Genomic DNA, 14,359 nt, shown 5'->3' on the forward strand with positions numbered 1-14,359 from the left:
ACCCCCTGTTATAACTAAATAATCATTAACCATTTAAGTGCCTATTTAACCTATTATCTATCAAGTTGTTCAGAAAAGATGCCCCCAATTATTGTATTCAAAATAGCAAAACAGCTGTTCAAAAAGGTTCGTCTTTTTGAACAGCTGCATTTTATTGCAATGGAATGTTTACTTCAATATTTTCCCCAATCGGATTCGTGTAATAGTTCAAATATAGTTTAGCTTTTCCATTATATTCTTCAAATTGTGATGTCTCCACTACATACTGCTCATCTCGAGAAATCGTCACACCTTTGAATTCTAACGGCGTACCATCTTCTTTTATGGCATCAGAGAGCATTAATAATTTGCCTTCATTATTTTTATTCATCTTAACTGCTACACTTTGCTGCACTATTGAAATGTCCCCCTTAAAATAAGTAGGCTTTGTGAGTATTTCTTTTGTGCCAAAATCAACTTCGATAAAATCCTCACCCTTTGGCACAGCTTGAACTGCGCCAATCATAACCGTCAATGACGCTGGATCATCGAAATAGTTACTTTGCAAATAGAGCGTAAATTTGCCATCTCGAATATCTCCACCTGTTGAAATGTCATTTCTAATACTATCTCTGCGCTCACCGCTTTCTGTCATGACGGCAACATCATCCAGCGCTAATAGTTGCATTGTATTATCTTTGGCTACCTCAATATCGAGTGCCACTTTTAATGGCGAACGGCGAATTTGTGTAATCGTAAATCTCTGCCCATTGACATCGATCGTACGATTCGCAGTAAAAATTTTCTCCTTTGCGATCTCGTTTTTCAGTGAAAACGGTAAAGATATTTTAATGTTACCTTTCTCTTCATCATGAAAGTGAAAAACTGCTTTAAAATCCTTGGAAGTATAGGCGATAGGCTTTAAAAAATTATATTTCACTGATGAAGAGATGTATGTTTGATTGCTTGCATTCATCGTAAACGTACAGCCGCATTCAATCTCCTCATCTCCTTGAAACAATTGAACTTGCTCTAAGTTTAATTTTGAAATATCAAATGAGGCATCAGCGTCATAGAACAATACAAATCCCGAATTATCGGCAACCACGCCCTGCAATGTAAGGGCTAGACCTTTTCTAGATTGCGTCACATTGATTTCTTCATAGTATTCATGATCTACAATATCTTTTATTCCTTTATCTATTGCAATCGCTGTTACAATTGCTTGAAAGCCAGGTATTTTGGCAACTTGGCTAGCAATCGTTGGCGAGACGCGAATTGAAAAGAGAAGGCTTAGGCAAAACATGGAGATGAATGTAGCCGAAACAATGCGCTTCTTTCTTCTTTTTTCTCGTTGAACTTTCTGAAACATGTCCATGCGAACTTGTTGCAATTTCTCCTTTGGAACGTCAATCAATGGTTTACTCATAGCCAGTCCTCCTTTTCTCTAGCAAAGCTTCTAAGCTTCTTTAAAATGTGATGAAGCTTCGACTTTACAGTTCCCTCAGGAATTTGATTGAGCTCAGCAATTTCTTTATTTTTAAGTTGTTGGAAATATTTCATATAGACGAGTTGCTGCTCTGACAAAGATAAATGTTCCAATAATCTCTCCATATCTGAATAGATGACCCATTCAGATAGGTGATGTTCCTCAATCTGAACAGTCGGTGTACGTTTTCGTAAATGGTCTTTACAGCAATTGATTAAGACGCGCACAAGCCATGTTCTGGCATATTCGTGCTGTTGAACGGTATGCATTTTTTTGAGTGCCTTGTAAACAAGCTCCTGCATCACGTCCATCGTGTCTTGCTCATTTTTCATATATGTAAAGGCCATGCGATATAAAATATCCTCATCCATTTCAATAAGTGAAAGTATCGCTTCTTGATCTCCACGTATAGCACGCTGCTCTAATTCAAATTTCATCTTTTTTCGCCTCCTTCCCTCATTAGACTACGTATTGTTTCATTTCGTTCAAAATTTTTGAATTTTTTTAGGAAACTATCATTTCAACACATCTCCCGTTAATAATAAGAAGCGATTGCTCTACTTGAACAATCGCCTTTTCCTCTTACCTGTATGTATTGACTAAATTAAACACCATAATGAATCATCCATTTATTTTGTTTTATTGCCTCAGCTATTTTTTTGATTAATCCTTCAAGTTCTGCTGATTGGTATTCGGCATTGCCTTCACTGACCATATTTAAAAATTGAATATAAGAGCTCGGTGGTATCAAGGTTATTCCCCAATAGGCGAGGCTTTTAAACGGTCGATTAGTGTTATGTGAGAATGTTTCGAGTCCTTAGAAAGCAGTTCATCAAAAAGGTCACCATCTACATCAATGCCATTATATATTTCAGGTGCATAAGCAGCATACTCCTTGCCTTTTTCTATACAAGGAATGATTCCGGCATAGTATCACAAACCCCATTTCTAAAATTAGATTATGTTTCTTGCAAGAGGATTTTTGCAAGACGAACAATGCCTTCCTCAATTGCTTGCTCATCCATTTTAGCAAAGCCCAGTACCCATCCTTTTCGATTATTTTCTAAGCAATACTTGCTAAGTGGATAAACACGTATCCCATTTTCGAGTGCGAGGTTCGTCATCGCTTCTTCATCAAACGACTCTTCCGCTTCAAGAAGCATATGCAAACCCGTTTCAATGCCACTTAGCTTGAAACGTTCGGCTAGTCCTGTTGCCATAATCGCCTTCGTCATCGCTTCATGTCTACGTCGATAGACATTTCTTGCTCTCCTCATATGACGCATAAAATGACCATGCTCAATAAAATGAGCAAGCGTTAATTGCTCCATAATGGGAAGATGTCGATAGGTTAATTGTTGTACTTGTGCAAGTTGGCGAATGGCATCTTTTGGACCAATCACGGCAGAAATTCGTATGCCAGGAGCAACCATTTTGGAAAAACTCATCATATACAATGTGTTTTGAGGTTGTTGGCTAAACAAGGTAGGAAGCGGACCACCACGATACCTAAATTCACCATCATAATCATCTTCTACAATCCAAAATTGATCCTTTGCAGACTTTTGCAGCAATTGTTGTCTGCGTGGCTCAGACATAATGACACCAACCGCACATTGGTGAGAAGGCGTAACAAAAATGAGCTTGGTTTGTGGATCAATATGCTCTACTTGTACGCCATACTCATCCACGGGTACAGCAACAACATTCATACGCCGATATTTCATGGTCATCCAGGCAGCAGGAAAGCCCGGATCTTCAACAGAAACTGTTTCTCCTTCCTTTAAAAGGGCTTGGGCAATGAGATCGATGCTATGCTGTGCACCAGAGGTTAAGATGATTTGGTCAATATCTACATGAACACCTCTTTCAAATGTCAGGTAACGTTGAATCTGTTCACGTAGCGGTGTAAAACCATAAGCGTTGCCATAACCCCAATTGGTCAAATCGGTTTCTGCTGAAGCCTGTAAAAAAGATTGTCGCCAAATTTTTCGAAATTGCTCGTCCAAATACGGCTCATGGGGGCAAAAATCGATTTCTACGTTTTGATTTGCTTTACCTCTAAACCAGCTGTTTAATTCATCAACTGCTACGTTTAATAAAGGTAATGCTGGCGTGGATGGTCCTTGAGGAACCACCTTTTCTTGCGAGTCGGTTTTATATCCCCATTCACTTACCCTTGTTCCGCCACGCCAATTTGTCACGGTATACCCTCGACTAAATAATTCCTCATAAACAATTTGAATGGTTGAGCGTGAAACACCTACTAATAAGGCGAGCTCTCGGGATGGAGGAAGTAACTCGCCTGGTGGCCATTTTCCTGTTGTAATATGATGAATTGCTTGGTCAAGCAACTGCTGCCATATGGGATTTTTATCGTCTCGGTTAACTTGTAACATTCAATTCACTTCCAGTTAGAATAGATATTGTTAAAATTAATAGTTTCGTACAGTCAAACTTATTATACTATCAATTCGATAATTAAATGGAAATAGGATGTTTTTAGTACACTTTGCATCATTTAAATACATGATACTATCCTTTTAAAGGCTACATCGGCAGCATAAATCGTTCTATCAATATCATGTATGGAATGAGCAGTCGAGATAAATATGCTTTCATATTGAGAAGGAGGTAAAAGTATACCCTGTTTAAGCATCTCTCTATAAAAACGACGAAACATCTCGGCATCTATTTTTTGAGCATCATCAAAATTTTGTACGGGATGATCGATGAATGCGTAGCCAATCATTGTCCCAGCTTTCGTTGTTTTAAGTGGAATATGATTGTTATGAGCTACTTTTGATAAGCCTTGAATAAGCCGCTCTGCTAACGCTTCGATATACGTATAACTGTTATGATTTAATTTATTGATTGTGGTATACCCTGCTACCATAGCCATTGGATTACCCGATAAGGTTCCAGCCTGATAAATACTACCTTCAGGTGCAATGTGATTCATGATTTCTTTTTTTCCACCATATGCCCCAACAGGCATCCCTCCACCAATGATCTTTCCTAAACATGTTAAGTCTGGTTTTATGTTATAAAGCCCTTGAGCAGAGTGGTAATCTATACGAAAACCAGTCATGACCTCATCGAGTATAAATAGGCCACCATACTTTGTAGTGAAGGACCGTATTGCTTGAAGAAATTCAGGGTTAGCTGGTATTCCCGCCATATTGCCTGCAAACGGTTCTACGATGACTGCTGCAATTTGTGAGCCATATTTATCAAATATCGTTTTCAGGACTTCGATATTATTATAAGGAATGGAGATTGTATGCTTAGTGATCTCTAAAGGCACACCCAGACTATCAGGAAGGCTGAATGTGGCAATACCTGAGCCTGCCTTTACTAATAGATGATCACTGTGCCCATGATAGTTTCCATCAAATTTCACAATGATGTCTTTGCCTGTAAAGCCTCTAGCTAGTCTAATGGCGCTCATTGTCGCTTCTGTACCCGAATTAACCATTCGAATCTTCTCTATGGAAGGTATGCGAGTACATACTAATGTTGCTAGCTTATTTTCTTGTAAAGTTGGCAATCCAAAACTTGTCCCTTTATTGATGGCTTCAAGAAGTGCTTCTGAAACCTCCTTATCTGCATGTCCATGAATTAATGGCCCCCAAGATAGAACATAATCTATATAGCGATTGCCATCAATATCATATACCTTTGAGCCTGTCCCGTGACTCATAAAAATTGGCTCCATCCCAACTGATTGAAATGCTCTCACTGGGCTATTTACCCCACCAGGCATAAGCTTTTTTGCTATTTCGAAGGCTTCTATTGATTTCGTCGTATCGATGTTAAAAACCACCTTTCGTAGTGATATTATCTTTTCTAATTTGTTGTCCCTCATTTATGCTATGCTGTTTTCTGAGCAATGGAACATTCATTAATAAATGTGCGCCCAAACCAGCTACAAGTCCCCAAAATGCACCGCCAACTCCAAGTAAAGTAACATTTGCGGCTGTTGCCAAAAAAGTAATGAGTGCTGTTTCGCGTCCAACAGGATTTGTTAAAGCATTGGCAAGGCTACTACCAATTGTGCCTAGCAACGCTAATCCCGCTAATGTTGCAATGAACGTAGCTGGGAGAATTAAAAACAATGCAGCCAATGTTACCCCAAAAATTCCGACAATTATATAAAAAATGCCACAGACAATACCTGCAATATAACGTTTTCCTGAATCCTCATGAGCGTCCTTCCCCGTACACATGGCTGCTGTAATGGCTGCTATGTTAAAAGCATGTGATCCAAAGGGTGCTGTCAGGAGTGATCCCAATCCTGTTACAATCAAAATCGGATTGGCACTCGTTTTAAATCCATCATTTCGCAACACTAACATGCCTGGCATGTACTGTCCTGTTAAGGTAATAATAAAAAGCGGCAAAGCGACACCCAATAATGCATGTAGAGAAAACGTTGGCGCAACAAAAACAGGAGATGCGAAGGCCAACTCGATATGGCTGAAGTCTACCCGCCCCATACTTATCAAATAAATCAAGCCAATGACTAGCATACCGACAATTGCATAGCGAGATGTAAACCGTCTTAATACGATATACGTAGTAAACAGGACGATGACAAGTAAAGGTTCCACTTTCGCACCACCAAAGGCTGAAATACCAAACTGTAATAAAATACCTGCCAGCAGACCTGAGGCAATGCCTGGCGGAATGAGCTGGACAAAACGTTCAAACATGCCTGATAAACCTAACAACACAAATGCTGCTGCAGAAATAATATAAGCACCAATGGCTTCAGCATAGGGAGTAACCGCCAAAGCCGAAACAAGAAACGCCACGCCCGGTGTTGACCAAGCTGTAATAATGGGTTCACGGTATCGGTAACTGAGCCAGATACCCGTCACCCCCACACCAATGGAAATCGACCATATCCATGATGCGGTCATTTCTGGACTTAGACCAGCAACCTTGGCAGCCTGAAACACCAGAATAAAAGTGCCCCCATAGTTAACTAAAACTGATATAAATGCAGCTATGGTGGGCGAAAGTAAATCACGCACATTCAGTGAAACGGATGTTGGGTTCATACACTTTCCTACCTTTCTACTAATTATTTAAATCGCATCTTCATTCTAGAAATATTCATCACGTATTAATGTCTGTTCTCTTCATTTGTGGCTGTTGTCATTAGCTCTTTTTATGTAACGTGAAGATTCCAGTGATACTCCAAATTTGCTTAATTCCCAGAAGCGCTTTACCGAATGAAAAAAGTGTTAAGCACTTCCACTTGCCACTATCCGATAAAGTCTGAACTAAACCCTCCTTACTAATTGTCAGTTATAAATGAACGGTCTTAGCATAACGTAATACGGATTGATAAAAAACATCCAAAAATGCGAATTTTAGCAGTCCATAAAAATTAGGTACACAAAAAAAACCACTATCCCTATATGACTAGGGCTAGTGGTGCTTAAAGTGATTTCATTTACCAAGCTCTGAAAACCAGTACTATGTATGCGGGATTTTTTCAATATGGAACATTTCCCCTAATGCAATTGGATTTTCTTTCGCGGTAATATGCTGAGGATCAATACGATACACTTGAACAGGCCCTCCGAAAACGGCTGATCGGTATTTGTCCACGTGTTGCTGGGATAAGGGACGATGATAGTAACCAGGTACATATTTATTTATCATTTCTTGCAACATATGTGTCGCTTCATCCAGATCGATGATAGGTTGAGCCTTGCCAAAAACCATGACACTCATATAAGCCGTGTCCGTCTTTGCAGGTACTGGATTCGTAATCGTTCCATATTCATCACATACCGTAAAGCAGACTTCTGGATTCTCTCCCATCACTTGATTTCGTCTCCCACCAGTGGCTCCATGGAAATAAAGCACTCCATTTGTCCACACAAAATTAAGTGGGACAACATACGGCAAATGACCATCAACCAAACCCAGATGCCCAATGCGAGCTTGCTGCAAAAAAGTTTCTATTTTGTTCTTGTCCAACACTTCTCTTACTTTGTAACGTACCTTATCCATTGTTATCACTCCTACTTGTAGTATGATGTGATTTTATCAACCTTTGGATTGAATAAAAACGTCCAAAACTATCGCAATTAAGCAATCCATTTTCAGTGGAGAGGTTAAATTAAATAATAGCTATGATGAATTATTAGCAGGTTTAGTTCAAAGTTTTATAAAAAGAACTGAGCGGGAAATATCGCTCAGTTCCATTGCCTCATTTTTTATATTTAGTTCCAGAAATATTCTTTAACGTCATAGGATTCGATTTGAACGAAAACTAAATGGTTATTAGTTAAGTTAGTGATTTTAATGGTGTCTCGGCTTGAAAGTGGGAGCTGAAAAACAGGATATGTTACATCCTTCATTAAGAAAAAATTGAAGCCATTCACGTATTCATTTTCTTCAATAAATTTACCTAATTGCGTATTAAACGTAAATTTGTCTACTCTAATTAAATTAAAAAATTGATTCTTTTCAATGACCTCTAAGTAGTGAAGCTTTCTTCTACTTGGGAAAACCGACGTTTGTAAAATGAGCTGATAATCGTTATTTAGATATTCACTAATTATTTCGAGCGGTATTTCACATTGATATTCCTTGATTCTGTTAGGGGGGTTACTTGAAATGAAAGGCAAATTTTCAAAAGCATACTCTTTCACATATTTTTCTCCTTTCCACTAACCTCAATAACTTCTTAATGGCGTCTTTTAAATCTTCTATCATACTTCCTTCTTTCTACAAAGTCATTATGTCAATATGAATCCTGTAGGTTACCATTTGAAATCTTCCTTACTATTTCCAAATAACTAAAACCGTATTGTCTATCTGATTTTCGCAGCCTACAAGATTATAATCCGTTCTTTCAGTAGCTTCGACCATCTCAATTGAAGTGCAAGTAGTATCCTCAACACTTCCTACACCAAATTTATCTCTTCGTTTGTCTTTTGTTGATTTTATAACTACACCATCATAGTCAAGATCATGAAGAATTGGATCACCTTCTACTGTATACCTAACTACTCGTATACGATCCTTCTGTCCTTTTTCAACATGATTCAGAAAATCCTTCAATCTCTCTTTATTTTCTATTTCTCCATGCCTATCTAAAATATCTTCAGTTGTAGGGATATAATCTGGAATATTATGTTGTTCCGTTTTTTTAATAGCTGTGCTTCCAGTGTTTTGACAACCAGCTATGAAGAACGAAAATAATAAAATAGATACTATGTTGATCTTTCTCATTGGTTTACATCACCCCCTTTTGCAAGTAGTCGTTTCCTTGCTTAAGGGGGTTACAATTTAGTCAACTTACCTGCACGTTTACAACGAATTAAGACTCATTAAAAACTGACTGAAGAAACAATTGTCTTATTCTTTTCAATTGTATTGGTATTAGAAAATCTGGTAAGGAGTTAACAATATGGAAAGGACTATTAGAATAAACCTCTAACACAAGACCAGATTGCGTTAGACTAAATACAATCGTGTCAACATCGAAAGTTATATTTACAGGAATAAGGTCAAATATTCCTCTTTGACGTAGACGATTATCCACTGTAAAGCCGTCTTTTCTAATAGACCAAAAAACTAAATCTTCCATACTACTTATTAAATTTATGAATGGAAAGATAATTGAAAACGACTCGTTATTTAAAATGTCAAGAATAGCAACCTTCGCACCATCATATTCGCCAATATATTTATAGGTTAAATGATTTTGATTACAAGTTAATTCAAAATCACGCTTAAAACTATCAGTAATTTGTAGGCAAAAACAGATTGGAAAAGCTTCGATTTTTTCCATCCAACTTTGAATTGATTCCATGTGTATATTGTCCATGCCTGGAAAATGAATAGCTAAAATAGAATTAGGGCTTCCTATCATTTTAAATCTAAGACAGGTGGTTATAAGCTTATTGGCTGACTAACTTTGCTATATTCGCAAGTGGTGATCCATCGCTCATCATGATATCGGCTACGTCTGTCCTGTTAACCAACCGAAAAGGGCATGTTTGAAAAAATGATTAACATATTAAACCTTTACGAAAATACAACATAAAAAAGCCTATTTAATTTTTACGATGATCTTCCCCTTTGCCCTACCAGACTCCGCATAGTCCATCGCCTTTTGAGCATCTTCAAATGAAAAAGTTCGATCAATGATTGGTTTGATTTTACCAGTCTCAATCAAATCTGCGATAATTCGTAATTGCTCACCACTTGGCTTCATGAATAAGAAGGAATATTGAGCATGATGTTTCTTTTCAAGTGCAGTCAATTTATGACTTGCTGCTGAAAATAACAATGTTTTGAAAAATCCTGAACCGTATTCTTTGGCGAAACGAGCATTCGGCCTGCCTGATACGGAGACAATTTTCCCACCATCCTTAATGATTTCGAAAGATTTTTCGAGTGTCTGACCACCAAGCGTATCAAAGACAGCATCATAATTTTTCAGTATAGCTTCAAAGTTTTCTTTCTTATAATTAATCACTTTATCTGCACCTAGAGATGTGACTAAATTTGCACCAGCTTCGCTAGCCGTTGTTGCCACTGTAGCACTCATTGCCTTTGCTAGTTGAATAGCAAAGGTTCCTACACCACCAGAGCCAGCATGAATTAAAATCTTTTGTCCTTTCTGTAATTGCATGATGTCATGTAAGGCTTGGTATGAAGTTAAACCAACCAATGGGATCGATGCGGCTTCCTCAAAGCTTAAATTTTTAGGTTTTAAGGCTATGTCATCTTCATGAATGGAGATATATTCCGCAAAAGTACCAATTTTACTCTTCCGTGGACGCGCATAAATTTCATCCCCTACTTTAAAACGGGTTACTTTTTTGCCAACTTTCACTACGACTCCTGAAAAATCATTTCCTAGGATAAGAGGCATTTTATATTGGATTAACAGCTTCACTTTCCCATCACGGATTTTAAAATCAATCGGATTAATACTTGCTGCATGGATTTCAGCGAGTACCTCATATTCATTTATTTCAGGTGTCGGCATTTCTGCCAAGCGCATTGGGGCTTTGCCATATTGATTGATAACCATTGCTTTCATTGTTTATTCCTCCAGATAATATATCGTATTTTCAATAAAATTCCGTTAACAGCGTCTCAATATCCAAAACAAGATTTTTTAACGAACCTAGTTTTGTCCGTATATCTATATAGTAAAAGTTTTTTGTACCTTCTTTACGCATTAAAATAACACCAGCATCTCGCAAAATCTTAAGATGATGTGACACAGCAGGACGAGAAAGATGCGTTTGTTTCGTGATTTCTCCCACACGCAGCCCTGTTTGACAATCTGTTCCCATTAAAACCATTAAAATGGCTTGTCTGGTTTCATCACCAATGGCTAATAGTACCTTTTGAGAATTTATAAAATCGCCCTTAATCAAGTTAAGCTGGTCCTGTTTATTCATTTAATTAAATACCTCCGCTTACTAATTAGTTGAATAGTTTAAGTTAATGAACCATTACTGCATACAGCAATATAATATTGCTGTATTCCCTGCAATATTGGGAAAGTAAATCGAGACGAATCATTTTTAGAAGGCGTACACCCTATTTTCCCCATTTTCAATAAAAAAACACAGAAGTCACATGGACCTCTGTGTTATTTGCTCTCCTTAATAAGAGCCTTCATATCTCCAACGATTGTTTCAACTGGTACGTTTGTCGCGCCATCATAGTCTTTTACAACTGTGCCGTCTGCGTTTACTAAATAATAGCTCGACATATGTATGACTTGGTCTGAGTTAGGATCGTTTTTAACTAAAGAATTAAATGATTTACGTGCAAATTGTTCAATGAATTTTTGTTGATAGCCCGTTAATAGCTGCCACTTGCTTTCATCTACAACATTATACGTATTTAAGTAATTTGTTAAAACATCAGGCTTATCCACCTCTGGATCCACGCTAAATGCCACAATTTGATAATCCTCAAGGCCTTCATCCTGCAGTGCTTGTTGAACTTCTGTCATATTAAATGTCATCGGTGGACAGATTGTCGTACAATTTGTAAAAATAAACATGGCTAACCAAGGCTTACCTTTAAGATCATCTAGGCTCACTTGTTCATTTTTTTGGTTCGTTACCGTGAAATCTTGAACCTCTAGATTTAATGTTGGTTCAAATTTGTAACTACCACAAGCAGCTAGAATGCTACTAATTGCTAGAACTAAAACTAGCAATATCCTTTTCTTTTTCATTCGTGTTGCCCACTTCCCTTCATTTCATCATCTTATTTTATTCATTATAGAAGCTAAACACAAGATAATGGACTTACACCCAGATAGCTATTTGTATAACATGTGAACATTAACTGATTCTGGAATTTCACCACACTAAATCTTCCAAATGACACATCCTTTTCAAAAATTTTTTCGTAGCTTTTTTTTATTATTTTCGTTATTTCCCAAAACCTCAGATAATTGTTATATAACAAATTATTTCTGCTGATTGAGCTTCCTTGGAATTTAATAGCAGAATAATAAAATACAGAAAATTCTCTTTTATGTTTGTATTTTCTCCTACATTCATTTTTATTAACAACAAACTATTTTAACAATATTATTTCCTCAGAAAACCGCACGCTCTTTCAAACAAATTTATTCTAATAAATCCTTATTATTTCTATGTTATTTCCTCAAAAAGAAAGTGACTAAAAATTATAAAAACTCAAAATTTAGTATTGCATTATAGGAATCTCCCCCATAAAATAAGTGAATATAACGACGAACGAAAAAGAAATATGTCGTTTAAAACAGAAATATATAACTTTAGGGGGAATAATAATGGCGAATGTTTCAAGTAAAAAACAGGCCCAATCAATTGATTATCATGCAATTGAAGCAATGGAATCGTTTAATAGCTTTGTAAAAAAGAAAAATACCTTTCTGTTCTCGATTACAGCAGTGTTTTTATTTCTTTATATCTTGCTTCCGATTCTTGCGTTCCAACCTGTACTACAACAAAAAATCTTCGGAAATATTACGGGTGTATGGGTTTATTCAGCAGGATTATTTATCATGACGATTGTGCTCTGTACAGTATATGTAAAAAAAGCTGCTTCATTCGATAAAGCTGCAGCTGCTGTGCTAGCAGAGTATCAGGCGAAAGGTGGAAAATAAATGAACATCGTATCCATAGGTTTCTTTTTAGCTATTGTTGGCTTAACACTTGTTGTTACCTATATTGCAGCAAAGCGCACATCCTCTGCGGCTGATTTTTACACAGCTGGTGGTGGATTAAAGGGGTGGCAAAACGGCTTTGCGATTGCTGGTGACTATTTATCGGCAGCAGCCTTTCTTGGTGTGTCTGGTGCGATTGCCTTAACTGGTTTTGACGGTTTCTTCTTCTCTGTAGGCTATGTAGTAGCAAATTTAGTGCTTCTTTATGTCATTGCTGAGCCAATGCGTAACTTAGGTCGCTACACGTTAGCAGATATGTTAACGGCTCGTTTCAATGAAAAACGAATTCGTGGCGTGGCGGCATCAGGTACGATTATCATCGTTATCCTTTATATGATTGCACAGCTCGTTGGTGCTGGTGCATTGATTAAACTATTATTTGGCATTGAGTATTGGGTTGCCGTATTAATAGTCGGTGTTATGATGACAACTTATGTACTATTTGGTGGCATGACAGCGACTTCCTGGGTGCAAATCATTAAAGCAAGCTTGTTATTATTCGGGACAGGTCTATTAGCGGTATTAGTGTTAATGAAATTTGACTTCTCTCTTATGAAGATGTTCGACACAATTGCAGTAGATCATGGTGAAAAATTCCTTGTACCTGGAATTAAGTACACAAGCACAATTGACTCTGTTTCGATGATGATGGCTTTAGTTTTAGGAACATCTGGTTTACCACATATTTTAATGCGTTTCTTTACAGTAAAGGACGCAAAGACAGCACGTGCCTCTATTTCTTGGACAACTTGGATTACAGCTATTTTCTTCTCATTAACTATTTTCTTAGGGTTCGGTGCATTAAACTTTGTAGGTTTAGATCAAATTCTTGCTGAAAGTAAGGCTGGTAATACAGCCGCTCCCCTTCTCGCGCATTATTTAGGTGGAGATGTATTGATGGCATTTATCGGCGCCGTTGCATTTGCGACTATTTTAGCCGTTGTTTCTGGTTTAGTTCTGACAGGGGCGTCTGCCATTTCTCATGATATTTATGGAGAAATCATTAAAGGCGGTAAATTAACAGAGAAGCAACAGGTGATGGCAGCCCGTACAGGCTCTATTTCGATTGCGATCGTGTCTATTATTCTTGCTCTGTTTGCACAAAGCTTAAATGTTTCATTTTTAGTATCCTTTGCCTTTTGTATCGGTGCATCAGCAAACCTACCTGTGATCCTTTATACAATCTATTGGAAGAAATTTAATTCCACAGGTGCTGTAACAGCAATGGTAACGGGATTAGTGTCCTGTTTAATTTTAGGAGCAATGGGACCAAATGTCTGGAGCCCTGTTGAAGGTGCGGCAATTTTTGTTGGACAACCACTTGTGCCACTTGCTGTTCCAGCGATTATTACAATTCCACTAGGCTTTATTGCTGGATACTTAGGAACTGTCCTTTCACCTAACAGAGTGCCACAGAAAGAGGCAGAACGTATTTATAAAGAAATTCGTGTGAAAGCAAATACAGGTGTGTCTGTTTCTGATATTTCACATTAATATTTATACACCTCCTGCATAATGAATCCTAATTCAAAAAGCGCAAAAAAATAGGCAAAAAATTCGATTTTTGGTCGAGTTTTTCGCCTTTTTTGTTATTCAATATCTACCAATTTATTTATCGAACAATATTATTTCACTTCCAAAAAACAGAAAAAATCCAATTTTCACTAGGTAAA

At 37.4% G+C, this 14,359-nt stretch carries 15 protein-coding genes; 2 read left to right on the forward strand and 13 right to left on the reverse strand.

The genetic code is table 11. The features are described 5' to 3' along the window. Window positions 1-151: 151 nt before the first annotated feature. The 13 genes from JTI58_RS21770 to JTI58_RS21830 form a co-directional block, all read right to left on the reverse strand. The gene (locus tag JTI58_RS21770) at window positions 152-1,408 is read right to left on the reverse strand and encodes a DUF4179 domain-containing protein (RefSeq protein ID WP_205443667.1); all 1,257 of its coding nucleotides are present in this window, start codon (window positions 1,406-1,408) and stop codon (window positions 152-154) included. Beyond that, complete coding sequence (locus JTI58_RS21775) at window positions 1,405-1,905, reverse strand: sigma-70 family RNA polymerase sigma factor (protein ID WP_205443668.1); 501 nt, start codon at window positions 1,903-1,905, stop codon at window positions 1,405-1,407. Before JTI58_RS21775 ends, JTI58_RS21770 begins: the two co-directional genes overlap by 4 nt. Window positions 1,906-2,072: 167 nt before the next feature. After that, on the reverse strand, window positions 2,073-2,219 hold the full coding sequence (locus tag JTI58_RS24955; RefSeq protein ID WP_243456200.1) for a hypothetical protein: 147 nt from the start codon (window positions 2,217-2,219) through the stop codon (window positions 2,073-2,075). 208 nt (window positions 2,220-2,427) lie between these two features. Further along, window positions 2,428-3,867 carry a MocR-like pyridoxine biosynthesis transcription factor PdxR gene (locus tag JTI58_RS21785; protein ID WP_205443669.1) on the reverse strand — a complete coding sequence of 480 codons (1,440 nt, stop codon included), beginning with the start codon at window positions 3,865-3,867 and terminating at the stop codon, window positions 2,428-2,430. A gap of 122 nt (window positions 3,868-3,989) precedes the next feature. Then, the gene (hemL, locus tag JTI58_RS21790) at window positions 3,990-5,282 is read right to left on the reverse strand and encodes a glutamate-1-semialdehyde 2,1-aminomutase (RefSeq protein ID WP_205447520.1); all 1,293 of its coding nucleotides are present in this window, start codon (window positions 5,280-5,282) and stop codon (window positions 3,990-3,992) included. Window position 5,283: 1 nt separating this feature from the next. After that, window positions 5,284-6,534, reverse strand: coding sequence for a benzoate/H(+) symporter BenE family transporter (locus JTI58_RS21795; RefSeq protein WP_205443670.1), 1,251 nt, complete (start codon window positions 6,532-6,534; stop codon window positions 5,284-5,286). A 421-nt stretch (window positions 6,535-6,955) separates the two neighbouring features. Continuing rightward, a complete protein-coding gene (locus tag JTI58_RS21800) occupies window positions 6,956-7,498 on the reverse strand; it encodes a pyridoxamine 5'-phosphate oxidase family protein (RefSeq protein WP_205443672.1) in 543 nt (180 codons plus the stop codon). Window positions 7,499-7,710: 212 nt separating this feature from the next. Next, complete coding sequence (locus JTI58_RS21805) at window positions 7,711-8,142, reverse strand: hypothetical protein (RefSeq protein ID WP_205443674.1); 432 nt, start codon at window positions 8,140-8,142, stop codon at window positions 7,711-7,713. A gap of 133 nt (window positions 8,143-8,275) precedes the next feature. Then, window positions 8,276-8,725: a DUF4362 domain-containing protein gene (locus JTI58_RS21810; RefSeq protein WP_205443675.1), complete on the reverse strand. Its 450-nt coding sequence runs from the start codon at window positions 8,723-8,725 to the stop codon at window positions 8,276-8,278. Between the two features lie 88 nt (window positions 8,726-8,813). After that, window positions 8,814-9,308: a hypothetical protein gene (locus JTI58_RS21815; protein ID WP_205443677.1), complete on the reverse strand. Its 495-nt coding sequence runs from the start codon at window positions 9,306-9,308 to the stop codon at window positions 8,814-8,816. Window positions 9,309-9,548: 240 nt separating this feature from the next. Continuing rightward, window positions 9,549-10,547 (reverse strand): NADP-dependent oxidoreductase, encoded by a 999-nt coding sequence (locus JTI58_RS21820; RefSeq protein WP_205443678.1) that lies wholly within the window; start codon window positions 10,545-10,547, stop codon window positions 9,549-9,551. A gap of 31 nt (window positions 10,548-10,578) precedes the next feature. Then, window positions 10,579-10,914 (reverse strand): ArsR/SmtB family transcription factor, encoded by a 336-nt coding sequence (locus JTI58_RS21825; protein ID WP_205443680.1) that lies wholly within the window; start codon window positions 10,912-10,914, stop codon window positions 10,579-10,581. Window positions 10,915-11,108: 194 nt separating this feature from the next. Then, on the reverse strand, window positions 11,109-11,705 hold the full coding sequence (locus tag JTI58_RS21830; protein ID WP_205443681.1) for an SCO family protein: 597 nt from the start codon (window positions 11,703-11,705) through the stop codon (window positions 11,109-11,111). Window positions 11,706-12,290: 585 nt separating this feature from the next. Between JTI58_RS21830 and JTI58_RS21835 the strand changes: the two genes are divergently transcribed. Next, window positions 12,291-12,626 (forward strand): DUF485 domain-containing protein, encoded by a 336-nt coding sequence (locus tag JTI58_RS21835; protein WP_205443682.1) that lies wholly within the window; start codon window positions 12,291-12,293, stop codon window positions 12,624-12,626. After that, window positions 12,627-14,180 carry a solute symporter family protein gene (locus JTI58_RS21840; RefSeq protein ID WP_205443683.1) on the forward strand — a complete coding sequence of 518 codons (1,554 nt, stop codon included), beginning with the start codon at window positions 12,627-12,629 and terminating at the stop codon, window positions 14,178-14,180. Window positions 14,181-14,359: the final 179 nt, after the last annotated feature.

The organism is Lysinibacillus fusiformis (genome assembly GCF_016925635.1).
Taxonomy (GTDB): Bacteria; Bacillota; Bacilli; order Bacillales_A; family Planococcaceae; genus Lysinibacillus; species Lysinibacillus fusiformis_F.

Bases quoted from the DNA above. Each gene is read 5' to 3' on its own strand.
- JTI58_RS21775 (WP_205443668.1), bottom strand. From the start codon at position 1,905: ATGAAATTTGAATTAGAGCAGCGTGCTATACGTGGAGATCAAGAAGCG.
- JTI58_RS21820 (WP_205443678.1), bottom strand. From the start codon at position 10,547: ATGAAAGCAATGGTTATCAATCAATATGGCAAAGCCCCAATGCGCTTG.
- JTI58_RS21830 (WP_205443681.1), bottom strand. From the start codon at position 11,705: ATGAAAAAGAAAAGGATATTGCTAGTTTTAGTTCTAGCAATTAGTAGC.
- JTI58_RS21795 (WP_205443670.1), bottom strand. From the start codon at position 6,534: ATGAACCCAACATCCGTTTCACTGAATGTGCGTGATTTACTTTCGCCC.
- JTI58_RS21840 (WP_205443683.1), top strand. From the start codon at position 12,627: ATGAACATCGTATCCATAGGTTTCTTTTTAGCTATTGTTGGCTTAACA.
- JTI58_RS21785 (WP_205443669.1), bottom strand. From the start codon at position 3,867: ATGTTACAAGTTAACCGAGACGATAAAAATCCCATATGGCAGCAGTTG.
- JTI58_RS21835 (WP_205443682.1), top strand. From the start codon at position 12,291: ATGGCGAATGTTTCAAGTAAAAAACAGGCCCAATCAATTGATTATCAT.
- JTI58_RS21815 (WP_205443677.1), bottom strand. From the start codon at position 9,308: ATGGAATCAATTCAAAGTTGGATGGAAAAAATCGAAGCTTTTCCAATC.
- JTI58_RS21825 (WP_205443680.1), bottom strand. From the start codon at position 10,914: ATGAATAAACAGGACCAGCTTAACTTGATTAAGGGCGATTTTATAAAT.
- JTI58_RS21770 (WP_205443667.1), bottom strand. From the start codon at position 1,408: ATGAGTAAACCATTGATTGACGTTCCAAAGGAGAAATTGCAACAAGTT.
- JTI58_RS21800 (WP_205443672.1), bottom strand. From the start codon at position 7,498: ATGGATAAGGTACGTTACAAAGTAAGAGAAGTGTTGGACAAGAACAAA.
- JTI58_RS21810 (WP_205443675.1), bottom strand. From the start codon at position 8,725: ATGAGAAAGATCAACATAGTATCTATTTTATTATTTTCGTTCTTCATA.